Here is a 19,136-nt window from a genome sequence, read left to right on the forward strand (position 1 = left end):
TAAGCTGATGTTTCAATTTAAGCAGTTTAGTGTTGATCAGAGCAACTGCGCCATGAAGATAAATACCGACGGCGTATTGTTAGGCGCGTTGGCTGAAGCAAATGATCCCGCATCTATCCTCGATATCGGAACCGGGACAGGTGTTATTGCCCTGATGCTGGCGCAACGGTTTATTAGCGCGAAGATTGATGCCGTTGAGATTGATGAATTAGCTGCAGCCACTGCTGCTGCGAATTTTAAAAACTCGCCATTTGCTGATAGGTTAACCTGCTACCCATTGTCATTAGAGGATTATAGCAACGGGCATCCAAGTAAAAGATATGACCTTATTGTTTCTAATCCGCCGTTTTATATCAACTCATTACATTCGCCCGAAAAGCAGAAGCAACTAGCCAAGCATGCTGACCAAAACTTTTTTGAAAATATGCTTACTGATGTTTCGAATCATCTTTCTGATGCAGGCACCTGCTGGCTTATTTTACCGCTGCAAACAACAGTAGCGGTAAAAGCTATAGCGGGTTCTGTAGGTTTGGTTATTAGAAAAATTATCCATGTACGATCGTTCGCCGATAAAGAGGCTCATAGAGAAATACTGGCACTGAGTTTTGGAAGCCATAAGTTAGAGGAAGAGCAGTTCGTTATCTATGAATCAGCAGGCATATATACGCATCAGTACAAACATGCGCTTAGAGAGTTTTTTACAATATTTTAGTATGTACAGATGATTCGCATCGGCCTTATATCAGATACACACGGATTTTTAGACGACCGTGTTTTTAAGCATTTTGAAAACTGCGATGAGATATGGCATGCCGGCGATTTTGGCACTATTGAGTTGGCCGATAGGCTAGCTGCGTTTAAACCCCTGCGCGGCGTTTATGGCAATATTGATGGGAAGGAATTAAGGTTAAGTTACCCTGAGAATTTACGGTTTAATTGCGAGGGCTTAGATGTATGGATGACACATATAGGTGGCTATCCTGATAGGTATAGCATAGCGGTTAAGAACGAAATTTATACTAACCCGCCGGGGCTGTTTATTTGCGGTCACTCGCATATTTTAAAAGTCATGTTTGATAAGAAAATAAATTGCTTGCATTTAAATCCGGGAGCCGCGGGGAAGCAGGGATGGCATAAAATACGCACGCTAATGCGTTTTGCCATAGCAGAAGGAAAAGTGAAGGATCTGGAAGTTATAGAGCTGTATAATGATCTTTAAAACAATATCGCCTTTTTCCTTAATACCCTTCACCAGCGCTCGGCTATATTTATTGGTTCTGAAAACATGGTGAACAAGGCAGAGGAAATGATGTCGTTCTTTTCGCCACAGCAAACCAAAAAGAACTTTAACGGCGATGTGGTAATACAGTAGGTATAGTTTATACGCTTACAACAACCCGCCTTTACTCGCTTCCATTTCAAAAACAGAATCTATCAGCAACTCCTTTTGCTTAGCGGCAGCAACAGCTAACTGGTCGCAACGCTCATTCTCGGGGTGGCCGTTATGACCGCGTACCCAGTTGAATTTTACGTTGTGGAGCTTGCTTATCTCCAGGTATCTTAGCCAAAGGTCCTTGTTTTTTTTGTCCTTAAAGCCCTTTTGAAGCCAGCCGTACACCCAACGTTTCTCAATTGCATCAATAACGTATTTTGAATCAGAACTTATCAGAACGTCTTGATTGGGCTTTGTTAGCGCTTCCAGTCCTTTAATAACAGCCAACAGCTCCATGCGGTTGTTGGTGGTTTTGCGGAAACCTTCAGAAAGTTCTTTATAGTGTTTACCCGCACGCAATATTACTCCATACCCTCCCGGACCCGGGTTACCGCTCGACGCTCCGTCTGTAAAAATTTCAATCATTAGCCCCCCAGCCCCCTAAAGGGGGAGCAAGCGGTGGTCAAAAATAGAAAATAAATACTATCGTTCCCCCTTCAGGGAGTTAGGGGGTTAACTTTTTCCTTTTCAGCCGCAAAGAGTTCCCTATTACCACTACGTCCGAAAAAGCCATAGTAAACGCGCCCATCATCGGGTTTAAAAACCCTAAGGCAGCTACAGGAATGGCTATTATATTATAAGCGAATGCCCAAAACAGGTTTTGTTTTATGGTGAGCAATGTATGCCTGCTTATCTGCAGAAATTTAACAACTGTGCTTAAGTCGTTGTTCAATAAAACTACCCGTGCAGATTGAATAGCAATTTGACTGGCGCCATTCATAGATATACCCACATCGGCGCGCGTAAGGGCGGGAGCATCGTTAATGCCGTCGCCTATCATCAGGGTTTTGCCTTTCTTTTTGTAAACGTCTATTATGCTAAGTTTTTCGTCAGGTAGTTTTTCGCCATGCACATCATCAATGCCTATTGCCGAAGCAACTTTTATACAGCGATTTTTTTTATCTCCGCTTAGCAGTACAGGTTTTATACCCAGCTTCTTTAATGCTGCAATTAAACCCACAGCTTCAGGTTTAATAGTATCGTCTATCGCTATCTGCGCCAGCAGTACCTGGTTTTTATAAAGCGATAAGTTATAGTCAGTATCAGCAACCTTACCCGCCCCTAAAAAGTAGCTGTTACCCTGCACATCCTCGGCGCGCATACCCAATCCTTTTTCTTCAGTTGCCGAACGAATTATAGTTTTGGTTTGCGGCAAGCTCTTCAACTGTTCTACTAACGACACTGCAATTGGGTGATTAGATCGTTCCTCAATAGCAGTAATAATACCCCTCACTTCTTCAAGACTAGCGCCATCAGTCAGTTTAATATCGTGTATGCTGAATTTACCTGTGGTAAGTGTACCTGTTTTATCAAACACTACGTATCTGGCATCGGTAACCGCTTCAACTGTATCGCCGCCCTTTATCAGAATGCCATTTTTAGCAGCCCGGCCTAAGCCAACCATAACGGCTGTAGGAGTTGCCAGCCCCATAGCGCAGGGGCATGATATCACTAAAACCGCTATAGCATTCATCAGTGAAGTCTGCAGGCTCAGGTCTCTTACGAAATAAGTGAGCAAGAAAGTGATAAGCGAAATGAGTATAACCGCCGGCACAAATATAGCCGCCACCTTGTCGCCTAGTTTTTGCACGGGTGGCTTGGCCGCCTGGGCTTTCTTCATCAGCTCAATAATTTGCGACAATGTTGTGTTTGCCCCCACTTTTGTGGCCAGCATGGTAATATTGCCTTTGATGAGCAGTGTGCCCCCTATCACCCTGCCGTATTTCTCTATTTCTACAGGTACGCTTTCGCCTGTCAGCATGCTTTCGTCAACCGAGGCATCGCCCGACAGTACCTCACCATCCACCGGGATCTTATCGCCATGATTAACTATCAAAGTATCACCGGGGCGTACATCTTTAGAGTTTATAACTTCTACGCTGCCATTGATAACGCGGTTGGCGGTGGTTTGCTGGATTTTCATCAGGTCCTTGACTGCCGACGTGGTTTGATTTACAGACCGCTTCTCGAAAACGTTACCAAGCAGTACCAGTGTGATAATAGTTGCGCAGGTTTCGTAAAACATATAGCGTGGCCCCAGGTGTTGCAGCGTTCCTGTTAAACTATACAAAAAAGCGGCCGTAGAACCGATAAATATCAGCACATCCATATTAGGTACACCGCCTTTTACCGAGTTGAAGGCGCTTTTGCCAAAATGCATGCATCCCACAATAAACACCGGCAAGCACAAGCCCAACTGTACCCAGGGCAAATGCAGCACATGCCAGGGTAGCACCATATGAAGCAATAACGGGGCGGTAAATAGCGCGCAGAAGATAAATTTGTTCTCTACCTGCTCGTAAAATTTGGGTGAGTGCAGCGCCGGGTCGTCAACTACTTTAAAGCCGAGGCCCTCTATGTCTTTTATAATTTGAGGCAGGGGTAGGGTGGCGTTATTGGAGAATTTTACTTCTTCGCCTGCAAAATCAACTGAAATATCCCGCAATCCCTTCTTTTCCAATAACCTGTGGATAGACATGGCGCAGTTGTTACAATGCATCCCGGTTACATTCAATTCAATCAGTTGTTCTGCCATACCACAAATTTACTTGTTGTTTAGACGCGTTCTAAATATTTAGCGTAAGACTTTTGTAATTTTAAAAAATAGCTTGACTTTAACGCTCAATTTTATACATTTGCACTCCCAATACGCGGTAGATGTAGCTCAGTTGGTTAGAGCATCGGTTTGTGGTACCGAGGGTCGTGGGTTCGAGCCCCATCATTTACCCAAAAGCCTCTCATGAAAATGAGAGGCTTTTTTTACACGTTTATTTTTTGCAGTTTCCTGTCCAGGTACGGGCTCGTGAAAGGGATCTGCGGAGCATTAAACTTCCTAATTTACCGGCGGCACATCAGCCGGTGGCAGTAATTTAAAGCCCTGCCTTGCATATACCACCCATTTGCCATTTTCTTTTTTCCAAACCATTAAAACGCCTAAAGCCAGTTTACCCGGCTCAGCTTTACCTTTTTGATGCACACCAAAAAGTTTTTGTCTTACAATGCCGGTATTGCCGTGCACGTCAATGGTTTGGTCGGTAGTTTTTAATTCTAAAAATTTCCAGCTCTTGGTAGCCAATGAATCAACAAACCCACGTTTGGTCTGGATATCGCCGTTGGAATGTCCGTAGCTAAGTACATCTGACGTAAGATCATTCAGCGAATCAAGACTGCCAGATTTTGTGGCTGCTGTAAAATCATTCACGCGTTTTTCAAGTTCGACTTTATCCGCTGCCGGGTCGCTGGTTTCCTCTTTTTGCGCAGCAGGTTGTGTACATGCGGCAATGGTAAACAAAGAGATAGCCAGTAATAAGTAATTAAGCTTTTTCATAAAGGTTTTTATTTGTAATTGGATAAACGAATGTAAGTTAAATTCTGAAGTCACCCGCCGTTTCACCTCATTTTTAAGCTGCTTTAAACCATTTATTAAGACGGTTAGATTCGAAGTCTATATTGATGATAAACTTATCCCAGTGGGAGAATCGTACATGCAGCAGGTAACAGATTTAAGATCTAACCTTAGAAAGTAAGTAACGTAATAATATTTTTGGCCGGGCTTGCCGGGAGGGGTTGATAAAAGATCAATGATGTACGACACGGACTTATGTGCAGAATGCGTTTTAAAAAATGATGGTATAACAACCGCGTTAACCACTTGCTAAATTGGTTTAAATAGCTAACTTGCATGTATAAACCAATTATAAACCCTTTTAATCCTAACAATTTTTTTATGAGTACCCCAAACGCTATAGCCAATCCGGCTCCATTAGGTTTGTGCGCTTTCGGCATGACCACCATCTTGCTTAACATTCACAATGCAGGTTTTTTTGAATTGAACTCCATGATACTGGGCATGGGTATTTTCTACGGCGGCCTGGCGCAGGTAATAGCCGGTGTAATTGAAGCAAAAAAGGATAATACTTTCGGCCTTACTGCCTTCACTTCATATGGCTTTTTTTGGTTGTCTTTAGTGGGGCTACTTGTAATGCCTAAGTTGGGCTGGGCTGAAAAAACATCAGATACAGCTATGGCCGCTTATCTTTCGGTATGGGGTGTCTTTACCCTGTTATTATTTTTCGGCACGCTACGTTTAAGTAAAGCGTTGCAGTTTGTGTTCGGATCATTAGTTATATTGTTTGCTTTGTTAGCCTATAGCCGTGCCACAGGTAATGCATCCATAGGCAAACTTGCCGGTTACGAAGGAATTATTTGCGGTGCATCTGCAGTTTATACTGGTATAGCGCAGGTGTTAAATGAAGTTTATGGCAGAACAGTTTGGCCATTAGGTCCTGTACAAAAATAATTTGCCGTAATTTGCGGCTGTGAAAGACTTTAAAAAATATTATATAGTTCCGGCTGCGCCGGATGAGGTGTACCTGGCGTTAACTAGTGCGCCAACCATTCAGTTATGGACGGGCGATGTAGCCGAGATGGACGCTACGCCCGGTGGTGAGTTTTCTATGTGGGATGGCAGCATTGTAGGGAAAAACATTGAGCTGGAACCCGGCAAAAAGATAGTGCAGCAGTGGTATTTTGATGGGCAGTCTGACGATTCTATCGTAACCATAAAACTGCATGCTGACAAGGCCGGAACGTCTGTAGAGTTGCGCCATACCAACATACCAGATGCTGATTATACAGATATAAGTGAAGGCTGGACCGATAGCTATTTCGGATCGCTGATAGATTTTTACGAGGATTAGAAAGGAAACGAAATAAAAACATTCAAAATGTCATCTCGAACGATAGTGAGAGATCTATACATTAGTATTTCGCCATGCATGGCATGTGTATAGATCTCTCCTTGGGTCGAGATGACATTATGTTTATTGTGAATTACGCTGTCACTTCCGGGTGAACAAACACCCTAGAAGTAATTTGAGCACCGGCTTTCTCTAATGTTGCAGATACGGAGCAATATTTTCCCAATGAAAGATCAACCGCTTTGGCGGCTTTATCCGGGTCAATATCCCCGTATAGGTGAAACTCAATATCAACAGTTTTCCATAGCGATGGCTCAACACCCGCTTCACGGTCGCCATTTACCACCATTTTATAATCTTTTACATCTTGACGTTGCTTTTTCAATATGGCGATCACATCAATAGCAGAGCAGCCTGCCAAACCCATTAACAAGATCTGCATAGGACGCACACCGTAATCAAGGCCGCCGCTTTGCGGACTGCTATCCATTTTAACTATATGTCCGTTCTCATCTTTGGCTTCAAAGCCAAAATCGCCGTTAACACGGCTTAATTCAATTTTTGCCATAGCACAAAGTTAATAACTAACAACCGTATTGTATTTGATCTAGTTTAAGTTTAATGTAATTTTAAACGCATATTATGCCCGCCACAATGAAGAAAATACTTTTTGCGTTACTGCTCTCAGGTTTTACCCAAGCCGGTTTTACGCAGGGAAAACTGATCTCCTACGAAGAGATACAGTTTATGCTGCACAACAATATTAACCGCGATGATAGTTTGCTGTTGGGTAAAGGGTATATCCAAAAATCAAAGAACGAAAAAAAACGCACCAGGGAGTACACCCTGGCCACTAACAGGGGAACCTATATTAATTTAACACTGCGTGCTGATGGTCGTCGTTTATTTATGGAGTTGGCAACCAACGATATACAACAGCATGATGTGTTGTTAAGTTCGATAGGGCAGTACCCGCACAAGGAGGAAAAAATGGGGGATATGGATATTTACGTGTTGAAAGACCTGGGCAGCATTTACATTACCCAAACCGAGAATGTGCCTTACGACCCTATGAAGAAAAACTATTTGATACAAATAGCGCCGGATAAAAATGTAATGGCGTTTGATTAGGGGTGTAAGATTAGTGATTGAAGATTAAAGATTAGTTGACAGTATTTGTACTCACCTGCGATTAGTGCTTAACCAGGGGTTAGAGATTAGCCTTCAAAAACTCAATATTTCTTTTAAGCCCCGAAAACTTGGTGCGCTTAACTGCCGATTTTTGAAATACCTTTTGAAAAACGTCCTCAGTAATTTCGGTTAGATCTTCCCGTTTTAAACCTAGCAGATCGGGATGGGGGTCAAAAGCCGGCTCGGTATGAATTACTGAAAATCTGTTCCATGGGCATACGTCCTGGCAAATATCGCAGCCAAACATCCAGTTATCCATTTTGCCTTTAAACTCGGTGGGGAGTTCGTCTTTTAGTTCAATAGTAAGGTAAGAGATACAGCGGCTGCCGTCAACCACATAGGGGCCAACAATAGCGTCGGTAGGGCAGGCATCAATACAGCGGGTGCAGGTGCCGCAATGGTCGGCGGTAGGTTCAACGTCGTACTCCAGCTCAATATCCACAATCAACTCTGCTAAAAAAAAGAAAGAGCCAGAATTCTTGTTTAACAGATTACTGTTTTTACCCACCCAGCCAATACCCGCCTTTTTGGCCCAGGCCTTGTCTAACACCGGCGCAGAATCAACAAAAGCACGGCCGCCTACTTCGCCTATCCGTTCATTAATTGTAGCTAACAGTTGCTTTAGCTTGTCTTTTATAACTGTGTGATAATCTTGCCCATATGCATATTTGGATATCTTGGGTGCAAGCGGATCTGACTGTGCAACGTCTGTATAATAATTAAGCGCAAGCGAAATAACAGATCTGGCACCATCAACCAGCAAGCGCGGGTCAAGGCGCTTATCAAAGTGATTTTCCATGTATTGCATCTTGCCATGCATGCCGGCATTAAGCCAGGCCTCCAGGCGCGGTGCCTCTTCCTCTAAAAATTCAGCTTGGGCTATGCCGCAAAACATAAAGCCCAGCTTTTTGGCTTCATCTTTGATTAGTTTGCTATATGCCGACCGGTTTTGCTGCATTTGGAGCAAAGATAGCACAATTTAAAAACAGACTATTTGCAACATTGTTAAACTCAAAACATTAAACCATGGAAAACTTAAATAACGGCCCAATAGATGAGCAGATCACCAACAACGATAATGCTGTGACCAACAAAGATGGCGACAATATGCTTGAGCAGGAGGAAGGCGCAAACGTACAGAATAAACCGGACGACGTAAGAGTGCCGACGGTAACACCCGGAGCAAGCGTAGCGAGTAACGAAACAGCAAGTGATGAAGAGGTTAGCGCGGAAGATAATAAAGACGACGATCCATCAAACACGCACAGCGGCCCTAAAGGTGAAAATCTTTAATTTTTGCAAGGCATTAAATTAAAAAGCCCCTTAGTGTATCTCACGGAGGGGCTTTTGCTTGAGGTAGGTATATTATAAACTCGCGGTTACTACAGCGCCTTTTTCTATAATTGTAAATTTGGATGCTTTAATTTCTCTTTCGGTGCTGGTGTAAGCCTCCAACTCATCCTTGTTAACAGCGGCAGTTGAGCTGTAATCTAAATGGTAATTTTCAATCATTCCTGATAAAGTAGCTTGAGCCTGGTCGTTCACTGCAATGTTAGCTGCAACAGCATCAACATCTAAAGAGGCGATAGCGTTGTCATTTAACTTAATATTAAGTGACAGGGCAGAAAGTTTGTTATTGTATGATTTAATTATAGCGTTATCATTTGCGGTAATAGCACGTAAATCGGTTACGGTAACTATTACAATAAGTGCGTCGGTTTTGTAAGATGCTATGCGTAATACGCCATCTTCGTTTTGAACAAGAGCGTTATCGCCATAATAATCATTATAAACTTTTACGCCGTCTTGTTTACCATTGGTAATATAAACCTCTACGTTTCCGCTGGCTTCAATTTTGCTGATGCTGCCAACTTCTGTTAAAGTAACTGCACCGCCGTCGGCTTTAGTGCTAGCAAATGCATAGGTGGTTGAGCTTATTAATAATACGATAGCTGCGATAATGGTTGAGAATTTGGTTTTCATTGTCTTTCTATTTTTAATGAGTGAATTTTTTTATTGTTATTTTAAATACACCTCTATGACTAACTGAAAAACAAAAAGTTAAGTTGCGGTTGGTGTATAATAGACAACAAGGGTTGTTGTGTAGGCAAACACCACGATTGTGTCGTCAATAAATCTTTATAAGAAACGGGATCAAAAAAAAAGCTGCCCGTAAAGGCAGCTTTAATATTTTGTTCCCATTCAGTCCAAAGGACTCCTGTGGAGGGGAATAGGGGGTTAATAACTATTCTTAATAGCGTTATGTAATGTCTTGGTACTCCAATATCCGCTATCCAAAATACGACGGACAGTCATTAGCGGATCATTCGGGTCACGTTTTTCTGCTAACTGGAAAGCCATTTTGAAACCGCGTTTGTGCAGCTCAGGTAAATTAGCTGAATTCCAAATACCGAAAGGGTATGCAAAATAAGTTATCTTTTTACCGGTTATTTCTTCCAGCTTGGCAGTAGGCTTGTCTAATTGGGTAACCCAATCATCGGTTGGTTTAAGCGTGATCTTGCCATTTTTCCCTAAAATTTTAAGTGATGAGGTATGCGACAAGCGGTCAAAACGATGATGATCCCACGTGTGGCTACCAATTACATTACCGGCATCAGACAGTTCTTTTATCTGTTCCTTGGTCATATAATTTGGTCGTCCTATTGATACGGTCATGATAAAATATACAGCCTTAAAGCCGTATTTTTTCAATTCCGGCGCGGCAATGGTAAACTGATCCAGATCGGTATCATCAAAAGTTAACATAATGGGCTTGCTTGGCAGCGCTGCGCCTGTAGTTAAGTAAGCATACAACTGATCAGGCAATATGGTATGGTAACCGCTGTCTGCAAGGCTTTTTATTTTTGCTTTAAAAGCTGCAACCGGCACAATATAATCCTTAGCACCTTTTGAATCTTTCGGCCGCCAGTCGCGTATTTGGTGGTAGCAAAGTATAGGCACCTGTTTACGCGCCATAATAGCCTCTTTGTCAATTTTTACAGGGCCTGATGGTGCAGCTGGCTCTGGCTCCTTAGCAACTTCGGTATTAGCTTGGGGCGTAGCATTAGAATCACCCAACGAAGCGGTTTTCTCTGATTTTGATTGGCATGAAGCTGCAATCAACAAGGTTGCAGTTAGCAATAGGTGGTAAGATTTTAACATAGTAGTTATAATGCAAAAGGCCAGTTAAAGTTTTGGCGGGCCACAAATATATTTTTAATTTATTTTGTTGGTACGCAATTGATGAAAAGTTTAAAACAAAGAGGGTGTACCACCGGGTTTTATTCTGCCCAAATGCCTGTAAGCACTTTCAGTAGCTTCGCGACCGCGGGCTGTACGCATTAAAAAGCCCTCCTGTATTAAAAATGGTTCATATACTTCCTCAATAGTACCTTCATCTTCGCCAACAGCTGTAGCAATAGTTTTAAGGCCTACCGGGCCGCCTTTAAACTTATCAATAATGGTGGTCAATATCTTGTTATCCATTTCGTCCAACCCGTGCTCATCAACATTTAAAGCATTAAGCGCGTATTGCGCTATAGCGGTGTCAATATTTCCGTTACCTTTTATCTGCGCAAAGTCGCGTGTGCGTCGCAGCAATGCATTGGCTATACGGGGGGTACCGCGGCTGCGGCGGGCAATCTCATAAGATCCCTCATCGCTTATTGGTGTTTTTAATATGGATGCAGAGCGAAGAATGATAGTAGTAAGCAGCTTGGCATCGTAATACTCTAAGCGCGAATTAATACCAAAGCGCGCCCTCAAAGGTGCTGTAAGCAAGCCCGACCGGGTAGTGGCTCCCACCAAGGTAAATGGGTTCAACGATAATTGTACAGAGCGGGCGTTAGGGCCGCTCTCCAGCATAATATCTATTTTAAAATCCTCCATCGCCGAGTAGAGATACTCTTCGACTAAAGGGCTTAAACGGTGTATCTCGTCAATAAACAAAATGTCGCCGCTTTCCAGGTTGGTTAACAAACCGGCCAAATCGCCGGGTTTATCTAATACCGGGCCGGATGTTATTTTTATACCCACACCCATTTCGTTAGCAATAATATGCGAAAGTGTAGTTTTTCCCAAGCCTGGCGGCCCATGCAGTAAAACATGATCCAGCGCTTCGCCGCGTTGGCGCGCCGCTTGTACAAATACCCTCAGATTGGCTAAAATTTTATGCTGACCGGTAAAATCCTCAAAAACCTGCGGCCGTAATACCTTTTCAATATCGCGTTCGGCAGGAGTGAGGTGCTCCAGGTTAGGGTCTAAATTTTCATTCATTGCCAACGAAATTAGTATTTTTTATTTTTATTTTTATTTCGGATTTCGGATGTTCGATTTCGGATTTATATATAGCGTTTGTAATGTAGAATTTTCCTTTCAAAAACCTGACATCTAATGTTGAGACCGTAAAATACCGCAAATTAGAAGCTAAAGGGGATGTAAGATGAAAAATAGGGTTGAAAAAACAAATCCGAAATCGAACATCCGAAATTCGACATCAGTTACCCTTCCGGATATTTCCTGAAAATAGCATTGATACGCATCTGTATCACACCAAGAAAAGCCTCTTTAAATATGCCTTTTGACATTTTAGATGTCCCGGCAGTACGGTCGGTGAAGATGATAGCGACTTCCTTAAGGCTAAAGCCATGCCTTACAGCGGTATATTTCATTTCTATCTGAAAAGCATAACCTACGAACTTTATCTTATTCAGCTCTATGGTTTCTAAAACATTACGCTTGTAACACATAAAACCGGCAGTAAAATCCTGTATTTTAACTCCGGTAATAAAGCGTACATACACAGATGCAAAGTAGCTCATTAATACACGCGCCATGGGCCAGTTCACTACGTTTACGCCCTTGATGTACCGCGAGCCCACAACAACATCGGCCCCATCTACACAAGCTCGCCGTAACCGTAGCAGGTCTTCCGGATTATGAGAGAAGTCGGCATCCATCTCAAATATATAATCATATTTATGCTCAATGGCCCACTTAAAACCATGGATGTAAGCAGTACCAAGACCTTGTTTTCCCGCACGTTCCTCTATAAACAGGGAGTCGGGGTAGGTGTTTCTTATGGATTTTACAATTACGTTGGTGCCATCCGGCGAACCATCGTCCACTATAAGGATATGGAAATCATGAGGCAACGAAAATATCTTACGAATCATCTTTTCGATGTTTTCGCGCTCATTATAGGTAGGGATAATAACTAAGCTATCAGGCACTTATTAATTTAGATAATGCTGCGTTAAACTTCGGCTAAAATAACAGAAATAGCGGCTATAAAAAATAAAAAAGCAGGAGGTTAACTCCTATATAATTAACGCTAATTTGCCAATTATCTTACCCCGTGCATCATTTTCTTTAAAATCCCCGATATTATAAATAGAACAATTGATGCTATTCCGGCAAGAGTGACGAATACCATGAAGAATTCATAAAGATTATGAATTGTAAAACCAGCAAAAGTTGGATAATTGATATCAATATTGCTTTTTGTTAATTCCGCGATTTGTTGAACGGTTGGAATAATTTTCTTCTCGAGGACTAATTGAAGATCAATTCCTTTAGACGCCGCAATTGCGTATTTGTCGCCTGTAGGAGGCATAATAGATCCTAATGTGCCTGCCAATGCATAACCAGCAGCGTTACCTAAAAACCATACGCCCATTAACAAAGAGGAGAATCTTTTTGGGGCCAGTTTTGCTACCAGAGATAAGCCTATTGGCGATAAACAAAGTTCTCCTAGAGTATGAAATAAGTACATTACAACCAGCCATACAACCGCCAACTTACCTGTAGTGCCCAAATCTTTAACCTGTACGGCAATAATATAGTACCCAATAGCTAATAATAATAAGCCTATTGCTTGCTTAACAGGCGAAATTGGCTCAAGTTTGCGTTTCTGCAGTTTTATCCATAACCAACTAAATGGAAATGCAAAAACAATTATAAAAAACGAATTTGCGTTTTGAACCAAACTCGGCGGCATTTGCCATCCAAATACAGTAGTATCAGTTTGTTTATCTGCAACAAATGTTAACGACGAACCAGCCTGTTCAAATGCAGACCAAAAAAATATTACGAAAAAAGCAACAACGTATAAAACCAAAATACGGTCGCGCTCTATTTTTGTAATAGATTTATCTGTAAGTATTAAAACCGCCAAGCTAATCCCTGACGCATAAATGAAGGGATATATCCAACTTTTTATCGGATTGTCATCTAACGAAAGAAAATGTATACCGAAAAATAGAAATATAGCTAATATCGCTACGGAAAGAATCGATGTTTTAGAGAATTTAGCTTTCTCAGCCTCGCCGGTAGGGCTGAGAACAGAGCCATCATGTTTAGGTTTGATACCGACGGGGTTGCCGGTTGGACCTTTAACAAACTTGTTTTTTAAAATAAAAAACATCAGCGTGCCTACAAACATTGCCAGGCCAGCGGCAAGAAAACCCCATTTAAAAGCTTCCACTATCCGAACCTCGCCGTGTTTAATATCGCCAAGTAAGGGGCATATTGACATTCCTAATAGTGCACCTACATTTATGCCCATATAAAAAATGGTGAATGCGGAGTCGAGTCGTGTATCACCTTTTGCGTAAAGTTGACCCACCATTGAAGAGATGTTGGGCTTAAAAAATCCGTTGCCAAAAATGATTACTCCTAATGCTGTCCACATTACAACTTTAGATAGATCAATATCCGAAGCATAAGTATAGCCGCTGACAAATAAAAGCAATTGCCCTATTCCCATCACTGTGCCTCCCAAAATGATGCAATTGCGGTTTCCTAAATATCGATCGGAAATATATCCACCTAGCATGGGAGTTAAGTAGCACAATCCAAGAAAGCCGCCGTATATTATAGCAGCATCTTTGTCAGAAAAAGCAAGTGCGTTAACAAGGAACAATGAAAGCAGGGCACGCATCCCATAAAAGTTGAAGCGTTCCCACATTTCGGTAGAAAATAATACATATAATCCCTTGGGATGTCCTTTTTGAGGTAGCGCCTCAATGCCCGCTATTTCCGGTTCAGTGCTCATAAGATCAGTTTAATGGGACGAAATTACTATTTATATCGTGAAAAAAAATTTCCTCTCAATTTAACAAATTGTTGGCGTATATAACTACTGTACAGGTTTTTTTGTGATGGGCTTAACTTCAAGCTTTGGCGGTGGCAGCTGACCAGGGTCTATAAAAGCGGCATCACTCTCGTTAGGCACATTGCGCATATCCAGGTTTTCGGTAAGTTCCCATCGGCCGTTTTTAAGGCGGTAACCATTGTAGGATAGGTCGGGACCGTAGGTATCCGGCTGATCCTTCATTTTTTTATCAGGAGGAACTAAATTGTCAAAAACAATCAGGTTCTCACCCGGAACATACCTGAGCAGCATAGATGCCTGGCGGGTGTATTGAAAAACCAAACGACTGCGCTTTTTGTCCTTACCATTAAAAACCGGCATGCCTAACACCGGTTTATCATTTTTAAAAGAAAGTACGTCTATCACCTTTTTGGTTGATCTGTCTGTATAACCTTTCCACCCTAACAATACGTAATGCGGATTGGCTCCCTGCACAGGTATTATGGTATAGTATTGCGCGCCGTACCACTTTGAATTATCGGTAACGGTATCTTCAGGATGTGCGATAAGCGGGGAATAATCTTCTAAAGGATATAATTTTAACGCGCCGCCGGTGTTCATTTGTATAGCGCCGTAAAAGCGGTAGCTGCCATCATCGTTAGCAATATGCCAGCTAAAAATGCGGAAGCGGCTATCAGGCGAGTTAAGTATGCTGACGGATTGTAGTGAATCGAACTTGTATAAAAAAGAGTTTGGCGTTCTGAGCGCACTTACCAGCGTTTTTATAAAAGTGTAATTGGCATTTTTACGCGCCAATTCGTCGGGATTATTAATAAACGTATTACCTAAACTTTTCAGGCTATCCCGGTACATGTTTAATGTTGCCAGGTCCTTTTGCTGAAACTGCGCAAAGGCGCTGTAAAAGGTAAATATCGCTAACAGCGTAATGCAGAACTGTTTGATCACTATCTATGCCGGTTATGTATGGTGTTTTAACGTAAATTTTCAATAACAATTGCACTGGCCCCGCCACCGCCGTTACAAATGCCCGCGGCACCGTATCTTCCGTTATTTTGCTGCAGCACATGGAGTAAAGTAACCATGATCCGCGCTCCCGAAGCCCCCAGCGGGTGCCCCAGCGATACCGCGCCACCGTTAACGTTTACTTTTGAAGCATCTAATGCCATTTGCTGGTTGTTGGCAATGGCTACTACAGCGAAAGCTTCGTTTATTTCAAAAAAATCAATGTCAGTTATGTTTAAGCCTGCCCGGTGCAGGGCCAGTGGTAGCGCTTTGGATGGGGCAGTGGTAAACCATTCGGGTGCCTGCTGGGCATCTGCGTAGGATAAAATGCGGGCAAGGGGTTTCAAACCCAATGCTGTGGCTTTCTCTTCACTCATTAAAACCAGTGCCGCGGCTCCGTCATTTAATGTAGATGCATTGGCAGCTGTAATGGTACCGTCTTTTTTAAATGTGGGTTTTAATGACGCTATCTTTTCAAACTTTACCTTTTGTGGTTCTTCGTCTGTGGATAGGAAGGTGCTGCTGCCCGTTTTATCTTTTAACTCAACAGCAGTGATCTCATCGCTGAATTTCCCCTCTGCCTGTGCTTTTAATGCGCGTTGGTAGGATAGAACCGCGTAAGCATCCTGCTCTTCGCGACTTATATTGCATTCGGTTGCGCAAAGTTCGGCGGCTGAGGCCATGTGGTAATCATTGTACACATCCCATAAACCGTCTTTAAGCAACCCATCAGTAAGCTGCCCGTTGCCCAGGCGGTAACCCGTGCGGGCCTTATCCAGATAGTACGGCACATTGCTCATACTCTCCATGCCGCCGGCTACTATAATATCATTTTGCCCAAGGGCGATGCTTTGCGCGGCCAGCATTACCGCTTTCATGCCAGATGCGCAAACTTTATTTACCGTGGTAGCCGGCAAATAGGGCAGACCCGCGTACATAGCTGCCTGAGTTGCCGGTGCCTGGCCCAAATTGGCCGATAGCACATTCCCCATAAACACCTCCTGTACCTGCGCCGCAGATATACCCGCCTTTTCAATAGCCGACGCTATGGCCAGGCCACCCAGTTGTGTAGCGCTGAATGATGCCAGTGTGCCCCCGAAACTCCCTATAGGTGTGCGGGTAGCGGCCACTATTACAACTTGCTTTTGGTGCGACATATCTATGTAAAACTAAAGCAAATATTTTAAAAAAAGCGCTTACACCAAAAACGGCGCTGTTGCAAGAATAAGTGCAACACTTTGCAACACCCTGCAACAGTATTTTTAGCAAGTATCTAATAATTAAACTTTTACGAGTATTTGATGTTTAAACATGCAACACTTTGCAACAGACGTATTCGTCTGCACGATTAGCTGTAAATTTAATCTAACTCATTAAATATCAGATAATTGAAATGAGGTAAAAATTGATTTTTTTTGCAACACTTTTTCAGGCGTTTTACACACCAAATTTTTAGGTTGAAGGTGGTTTTTTCACCTTCGCCGTTTTTTTACGCGCAAGCAAAGCCTGCTGCAGCAGGTATTCTATCTGCCCGTTGGTGCTTCTAAATTCGCACTCGGCCCATGCTTCAATCTCTTTCAGCATATCAGGGTTTACACGTAATACAAATGCCTTTTTTTCAGCCACCTTCAGAATTGTCTAAGTTTAACTTAAATGCTATAAATACAAGGGCAGAAAAATAGGGTATCCCAACTGCTCTTTTGTTGAAGGTTACCGGAACCTTGCCTGATAATGATCCAAACATTAGCCGTATCAATTCATTGTCAAACTTATCTTTCCAAACATACTCGCCCTTCCAAACAGATGGGGCGCTGTATGTAAAGGCGCTACCATCACTCAAAATTAACTTTGTATGCCCACTAAGCAATTTCCTCTCAATCGTCCCCACAATACTTCCATCAGATCTTGTAATTTCAAGGCCGCCGTTCCATAGATTTTTTATGCTTAGCGCCTCATCAGTGGTTTCAAAAACAGTGGTGCCCTGCCAAAAACCTTTGGTGTAAATTTTTGCATAAACAAATACGTTGTCGGTAAGTTCATAGTTAGCCTTGTACCATTTTGGTTGTATTATCCAAAGCTCATTGGTTTTAAGCCTGCTTACCGGTGCTAAAGCATAATAATCCATAACCTCTAATTTATTGTGTAGCTGCCGCGCGGGCATTTTTCATCAATCTTAAATGTATGCCGATAAGCGCCAATAACAACAAGTTCTCTTTTTCTTTATCAGGATTGATCATAGTTACCGCAAAAGGTTTTGAATATTCAAACCTGCTGGTTATTGTCATTAGTTCGCCTTCTGCACTCATCCAACTCGTCTTTCTTGTAAAAATGCCCGCGCCGGGTGTGCGTACAAACCACGCTGATAGGCCGCTATTCAATTCAAGTTCGGTTCTGTTATCCCAGATATTCCTTTTTAGCTTCCCTATAACTTCGCCGTTAAGCAGCAGTTGCAGGTTAAAGCCAAAAAAGGTGACTTTTTTTAAAGTATATACACCTGTAGCTGTTTCTATACCGCCTTCTTTATATCCAAAGCTGGGGCGGCTTAACTTGCCGTACTCAAATTGTCCGTCTGTTAATATATGATCAGGTTGCCAAAAACCACTACGTATTACGGTAAGTTCCGCGGTACGTAACTGGTTTATATTTCTATAATCACTCATATTAATGATATAAAGTGCCTGTATTTACAATTGGGTTCACCGCTTTGTCGCCGCAAAGTACTACCAGCAGGTTGCTTACCATAGCTGCTTTGCGTTCTTCGTCCAGCTCAACAATGTTCTTGTCTGATAATTTTTGCAATGCCATTTCAACCATGCCAACCGCGCCTTCAACTATCAGCCTGCGTGCAGATATGATTGCCGAAGCCTGCTGCCTTTGCAGCATAGTATGGGCAATTTCGGGCGCATAGGCCAGGTGCGATATCCGGGCTTCTAAAACCTCAATACCGGCCGGCTCAAGGCGTTCATTCAATTCCTTTTCTAACAATAAGCTTACCTGCTCTGCACCATTGCTTAGCGTAATTTGCTCATGCTCATCGTCCATATTATCGTAAGCAAAAGAGTTGGCCAGGTGCCTTACAGCTGCCTCGCTTTGGATATTTACATATTGCAGATAGTTTTCAACTGCAAACAGGGCTTTTGCAGTATCCTTTATGCGCCAAACAATAACCGCGGCAATTTCTATAGGATTACCATGCTTGTCGTTTACTTTAAGCTGTTGGCCATTAAGGTTAAATGCTTTTAAGGATACCTTTTTTTTAGTTGTAAAAGGGTTAACCCAAAAAAAGCCGTCTTGCTTTACAGTGCCTACATACTTGCCAAACAGAACTAAAACTTTTGATTCGTTTGGGTTAACTATTATCAAACCCGGCAGTACAAGTAAAAAATTAATAAAACCTACAACAACAGCTGTTATAAAGTTTTGATTAACTATGCAATAACCGGTAACACCCAGTAATAACAGAAACACTATCAGGGTTAAATAGCCTGAGGGGGGATTTAGAATTTTTTCAGTATTCATGATTTTTACGATTTAAATTGATATCATAAAGATATCAAAAATTAGATTACATATACAAGAAAAAAGTTACAGCTATTTAAAAATATTTTGTTTAGCTGATGATCTTGGGGGAGGCTAT

Annotated in this window: 22 protein-coding genes and 1 tRNA gene; 7 read left to right on the top strand and 16 right to left on the bottom strand. The window is 42.3% G+C overall.

The window, feature by feature from the left end; translation table 11 throughout:
- Nucleotides 1–7: 7 nt before the first annotated feature.
- Both ACFQZS_RS02990 and ACFQZS_RS02995 read left to right on the top strand, forming a co-directional pair.
- Nucleotides 8–712 (top strand): tRNA1(Val) (adenine(37)-N6)-methyltransferase, encoded by a 705-nt coding sequence (locus ACFQZS_RS02990; RefSeq protein WP_377097157.1) that lies wholly within the window; start codon nt 8–10, stop codon nt 710–712.
- Between the two features lie 9 nt (nt 713–721).
- The gene (locus tag ACFQZS_RS02995) at nt 722–1,219 is read left to right on the top strand and encodes a metallophosphoesterase family protein (protein ID WP_377097158.1); all 498 of its coding nucleotides are present in this window, start codon (nt 722–724) and stop codon (nt 1,217–1,219) included.
- A 168-nt stretch (nt 1,220–1,387) separates the two neighbouring features.
- On the opposite strand, the gene rnhA is transcribed toward ACFQZS_RS02995, so the two are convergent.
- Both rnhA and ACFQZS_RS03005 read right to left on the bottom strand, forming a co-directional pair.
- The gene (rnhA, locus tag ACFQZS_RS03000) at nt 1,388–1,858 is read right to left on the bottom strand and encodes a ribonuclease HI (RefSeq protein WP_377097160.1); all 471 of its coding nucleotides are present in this window, start codon (nt 1,856–1,858) and stop codon (nt 1,388–1,390) included.
- Between the two features lie 79 nt (nt 1,859–1,937).
- Entirely contained in the window at nt 1,938–4,028 is a 2,091-nt protein-coding gene (locus ACFQZS_RS03005) for a heavy metal translocating P-type ATPase (protein ID WP_377097162.1), read from the bottom strand.
- Between the two features lie 118 nt (nt 4,029–4,146).
- Here ACFQZS_RS03005 and ACFQZS_RS03010 point away from each other — a divergent pair.
- Nucleotides 4,147–4,220, top strand: a tRNA-His gene (locus ACFQZS_RS03010).
- 105 nt (nt 4,221–4,325) lie between these two features.
- On the opposite strand, the gene ACFQZS_RS03015 is transcribed toward ACFQZS_RS03010, so the two are convergent.
- Complete coding sequence (locus tag ACFQZS_RS03015; protein ID WP_377097163.1) at nt 4,326–4,820, bottom strand: nuclear transport factor 2 family protein; 495 nt, start codon at nt 4,818–4,820, stop codon at nt 4,326–4,328.
- Nucleotides 4,821–5,174: 354 nt separating this feature from the next.
- On the opposite strand from ACFQZS_RS03015, the gene ACFQZS_RS03020 reads away from it, so the two are divergent.
- Nucleotides 5,175–5,792, top strand: coding sequence for an acetate uptake transporter (locus ACFQZS_RS03020; protein WP_377097165.1), 618 nt, complete (start codon nt 5,175–5,177; stop codon nt 5,790–5,792).
- A 19-nt stretch (nt 5,793–5,811) separates the two neighbouring features.
- Nucleotides 5,812–6,192, top strand: coding sequence for an SRPBCC domain-containing protein (locus tag ACFQZS_RS03025; protein ID WP_377097166.1), 381 nt, complete (start codon nt 5,812–5,814; stop codon nt 6,190–6,192).
- A gap of 133 nt (nt 6,193–6,325) precedes the next feature.
- On the opposite strand, the gene ACFQZS_RS03030 is transcribed toward ACFQZS_RS03025, so the two are convergent.
- Complete coding sequence (locus ACFQZS_RS03030) at nt 6,326–6,760, bottom strand: OsmC family protein (protein ID WP_377097168.1); 435 nt, start codon at nt 6,758–6,760, stop codon at nt 6,326–6,328.
- An 86-nt stretch (nt 6,761–6,846) separates the two neighbouring features.
- Between ACFQZS_RS03030 and ACFQZS_RS03035 the strand changes: the two genes are divergently transcribed.
- Nucleotides 6,847–7,323, top strand: a complete 477-nt coding sequence (locus tag ACFQZS_RS03035; protein ID WP_377097170.1) for a hypothetical protein — start codon at nt 6,847–6,849, stop codon at nt 7,321–7,323.
- Between the two features lie 79 nt (nt 7,324–7,402).
- Here the strand turns inward: ACFQZS_RS03035 and queG are convergent, their stop codons facing one another.
- On the bottom strand, nt 7,403–8,341 hold the full coding sequence (queG, locus tag ACFQZS_RS03040) for a tRNA epoxyqueuosine(34) reductase QueG (protein WP_377097172.1): 939 nt from the start codon (nt 8,339–8,341) through the stop codon (nt 7,403–7,405).
- 68 nt (nt 8,342–8,409) lie between these two features.
- Between queG and ACFQZS_RS03045 the strand changes: the two genes are divergently transcribed.
- A complete protein-coding gene (locus ACFQZS_RS03045; RefSeq protein WP_377097174.1) occupies nt 8,410–8,676 on the top strand; it encodes a hypothetical protein in 267 nt (88 codons plus the stop codon).
- A gap of 72 nt (nt 8,677–8,748) precedes the next feature.
- Here ACFQZS_RS03045 and ACFQZS_RS03050 read toward each other — a convergent pair whose 3' ends face one another.
- The 11 genes from ACFQZS_RS03050 to ACFQZS_RS03100 form a co-directional block, all read right to left on the bottom strand.
- Nucleotides 8,749–9,366, bottom strand: a complete 618-nt coding sequence (locus ACFQZS_RS03050) for a GIN domain-containing protein (protein WP_377097176.1) — start codon at nt 9,364–9,366, stop codon at nt 8,749–8,751.
- A gap of 255 nt (nt 9,367–9,621) precedes the next feature.
- Nucleotides 9,622–10,545, bottom strand: a complete 924-nt coding sequence (locus ACFQZS_RS03055; protein ID WP_377097178.1) for a polysaccharide deacetylase family protein — start codon at nt 10,543–10,545, stop codon at nt 9,622–9,624.
- Between the two features lie 90 nt (nt 10,546–10,635).
- Entirely contained in the window at nt 10,636–11,658 is a 1,023-nt protein-coding gene (gene ruvB / locus ACFQZS_RS03060; RefSeq protein ID WP_377097179.1) for a Holliday junction branch migration DNA helicase RuvB, read from the bottom strand.
- 224 nt (nt 11,659–11,882) lie between these two features.
- Nucleotides 11,883–12,614: a polyprenol monophosphomannose synthase gene (locus tag ACFQZS_RS03065; RefSeq protein ID WP_377097181.1), complete on the bottom strand. Its 732-nt coding sequence runs from the start codon at nt 12,612–12,614 to the stop codon at nt 11,883–11,885.
- A 113-nt stretch (nt 12,615–12,727) separates the two neighbouring features.
- Nucleotides 12,728–14,437 carry a peptide MFS transporter gene (locus ACFQZS_RS03070; RefSeq protein ID WP_377097183.1) on the bottom strand — a complete coding sequence of 570 codons (1,710 nt, stop codon included), beginning with the start codon at nt 14,435–14,437 and terminating at the stop codon, nt 12,728–12,730.
- 84 nt (nt 14,438–14,521) lie between these two features.
- Nucleotides 14,522–15,442: a hypothetical protein gene (locus tag ACFQZS_RS03075; protein WP_377097185.1), complete on the bottom strand. Its 921-nt coding sequence runs from the start codon at nt 15,440–15,442 to the stop codon at nt 14,522–14,524.
- 26 nt (nt 15,443–15,468) lie between these two features.
- The gene (locus ACFQZS_RS03080) at nt 15,469–16,656 is read right to left on the bottom strand and encodes an acetyl-CoA C-acyltransferase (protein ID WP_377097187.1); all 1,188 of its coding nucleotides are present in this window, start codon (nt 16,654–16,656) and stop codon (nt 15,469–15,471) included.
- A 295-nt stretch (nt 16,657–16,951) separates the two neighbouring features.
- Nucleotides 16,952–17,125: an Arc family DNA binding domain-containing protein gene (locus ACFQZS_RS03085; RefSeq protein ID WP_377097189.1), complete on the bottom strand. Its 174-nt coding sequence runs from the start codon at nt 17,123–17,125 to the stop codon at nt 16,952–16,954.
- Nucleotides 17,118–17,624, bottom strand: coding sequence for a hypothetical protein (locus ACFQZS_RS03090; RefSeq protein WP_377097190.1), 507 nt, complete (start codon nt 17,622–17,624; stop codon nt 17,118–17,120). Before ACFQZS_RS03090 ends, ACFQZS_RS03085 begins: the two co-directional genes overlap by 8 nt.
- Before the next feature lie 10 nt (nt 17,625–17,634).
- On the bottom strand, nt 17,635–18,159 hold the full coding sequence (locus tag ACFQZS_RS03095) for a hypothetical protein (protein ID WP_377097192.1): 525 nt from the start codon (nt 18,157–18,159) through the stop codon (nt 17,635–17,637).
- Nucleotide 18,160: 1 nt separating this feature from the next.
- On the bottom strand, nt 18,161–19,018 hold the full coding sequence (locus ACFQZS_RS03100) for an SPFH domain-containing protein (RefSeq protein WP_377097194.1): 858 nt from the start codon (nt 19,016–19,018) through the stop codon (nt 18,161–18,163).
- Nucleotides 19,019–19,136 lie beyond the last annotated feature (118 nt).

Source organism: Mucilaginibacter calamicampi, assembly GCF_042676765.1.
GTDB lineage: Bacteria > Bacteroidota > Bacteroidia > Sphingobacteriales > Sphingobacteriaceae > Mucilaginibacter > Mucilaginibacter calamicampi.

What these genes read in the sequence shown, in the direction of transcription:
- ACFQZS_RS03030 (WP_377097168.1), bottom strand. Translation starts at nt 6,760, where the DNA reads ATGGCAAAAATTGAATTAAGCCGTGTTAACGGCGATTTTGGCTTTGAA.
- ACFQZS_RS03045 (WP_377097174.1), top strand. Translation starts at nt 8,410, where the DNA reads ATGGAAAACTTAAATAACGGCCCAATAGATGAGCAGATCACCAACAAC.
- ACFQZS_RS03055 (WP_377097178.1), bottom strand. Translation starts at nt 10,545, where the DNA reads ATGTTAAAATCTTACCACCTATTGCTAACTGCAACCTTGTTGATTGCA.
- ACFQZS_RS03015 (WP_377097163.1), bottom strand. Translation starts at nt 4,820, where the DNA reads ATGAAAAAGCTTAATTACTTATTACTGGCTATCTCTTTGTTTACCATT.
- ACFQZS_RS03095 (WP_377097192.1), bottom strand. Translation starts at nt 18,159, where the DNA reads ATGAGTGATTATAGAAATATAAACCAGTTACGTACCGCGGAACTTACC.
- ACFQZS_RS03090 (WP_377097190.1), bottom strand. Translation starts at nt 17,624, where the DNA reads ATGGATTATTATGCTTTAGCACCGGTAAGCAGGCTTAAAACCAATGAG.
- ACFQZS_RS03050 (WP_377097176.1), bottom strand. Translation starts at nt 9,366, where the DNA reads ATGAAAACCAAATTCTCAACCATTATCGCAGCTATCGTATTATTAATA.
- ACFQZS_RS02995 (WP_377097158.1), top strand. Translation starts at nt 722, where the DNA reads ATGATTCGCATCGGCCTTATATCAGATACACACGGATTTTTAGACGAC.
- ACFQZS_RS02990 (WP_377097157.1), top strand. Translation starts at nt 8, where the DNA reads ATGTTTCAATTTAAGCAGTTTAGTGTTGATCAGAGCAACTGCGCCATG.
- ruvB (WP_377097179.1), bottom strand. Translation starts at nt 11,658, where the DNA reads ATGAATGAAAATTTAGACCCTAACCTGGAGCACCTCACTCCTGCCGAA.
- rnhA (WP_377097160.1), bottom strand. Translation starts at nt 1,858, where the DNA reads ATGATTGAAATTTTTACAGACGGAGCGTCGAGCGGTAACCCGGGTCCG.
- ACFQZS_RS03070 (WP_377097183.1), bottom strand. Translation starts at nt 14,437, where the DNA reads ATGAGCACTGAACCGGAAATAGCGGGCATTGAGGCGCTACCTCAAAAA.
- queG (WP_377097172.1), bottom strand. Translation starts at nt 8,341, where the DNA reads ATGCAGCAAAACCGGTCGGCATATAGCAAACTAATCAAAGATGAAGCC.
- ACFQZS_RS03005 (WP_377097162.1), bottom strand. Translation starts at nt 4,028, where the DNA reads ATGGCAGAACAACTGATTGAATTGAATGTAACCGGGATGCATTGTAAC.
- ACFQZS_RS03020 (WP_377097165.1), top strand. Translation starts at nt 5,175, where the DNA reads ATGTATAAACCAATTATAAACCCTTTTAATCCTAACAATTTTTTTATG.
- ACFQZS_RS03035 (WP_377097170.1), top strand. Translation starts at nt 6,847, where the DNA reads ATGAAGAAAATACTTTTTGCGTTACTGCTCTCAGGTTTTACCCAAGCC.
- ACFQZS_RS03080 (WP_377097187.1), bottom strand. Translation starts at nt 16,656, where the DNA reads ATGTCGCACCAAAAGCAAGTTGTAATAGTGGCCGCTACCCGCACACCT.
- ACFQZS_RS03100 (WP_377097194.1), bottom strand. Translation starts at nt 19,018, where the DNA reads ATGAATACTGAAAAAATTCTAAATCCCCCCTCAGGCTATTTAACCCTG.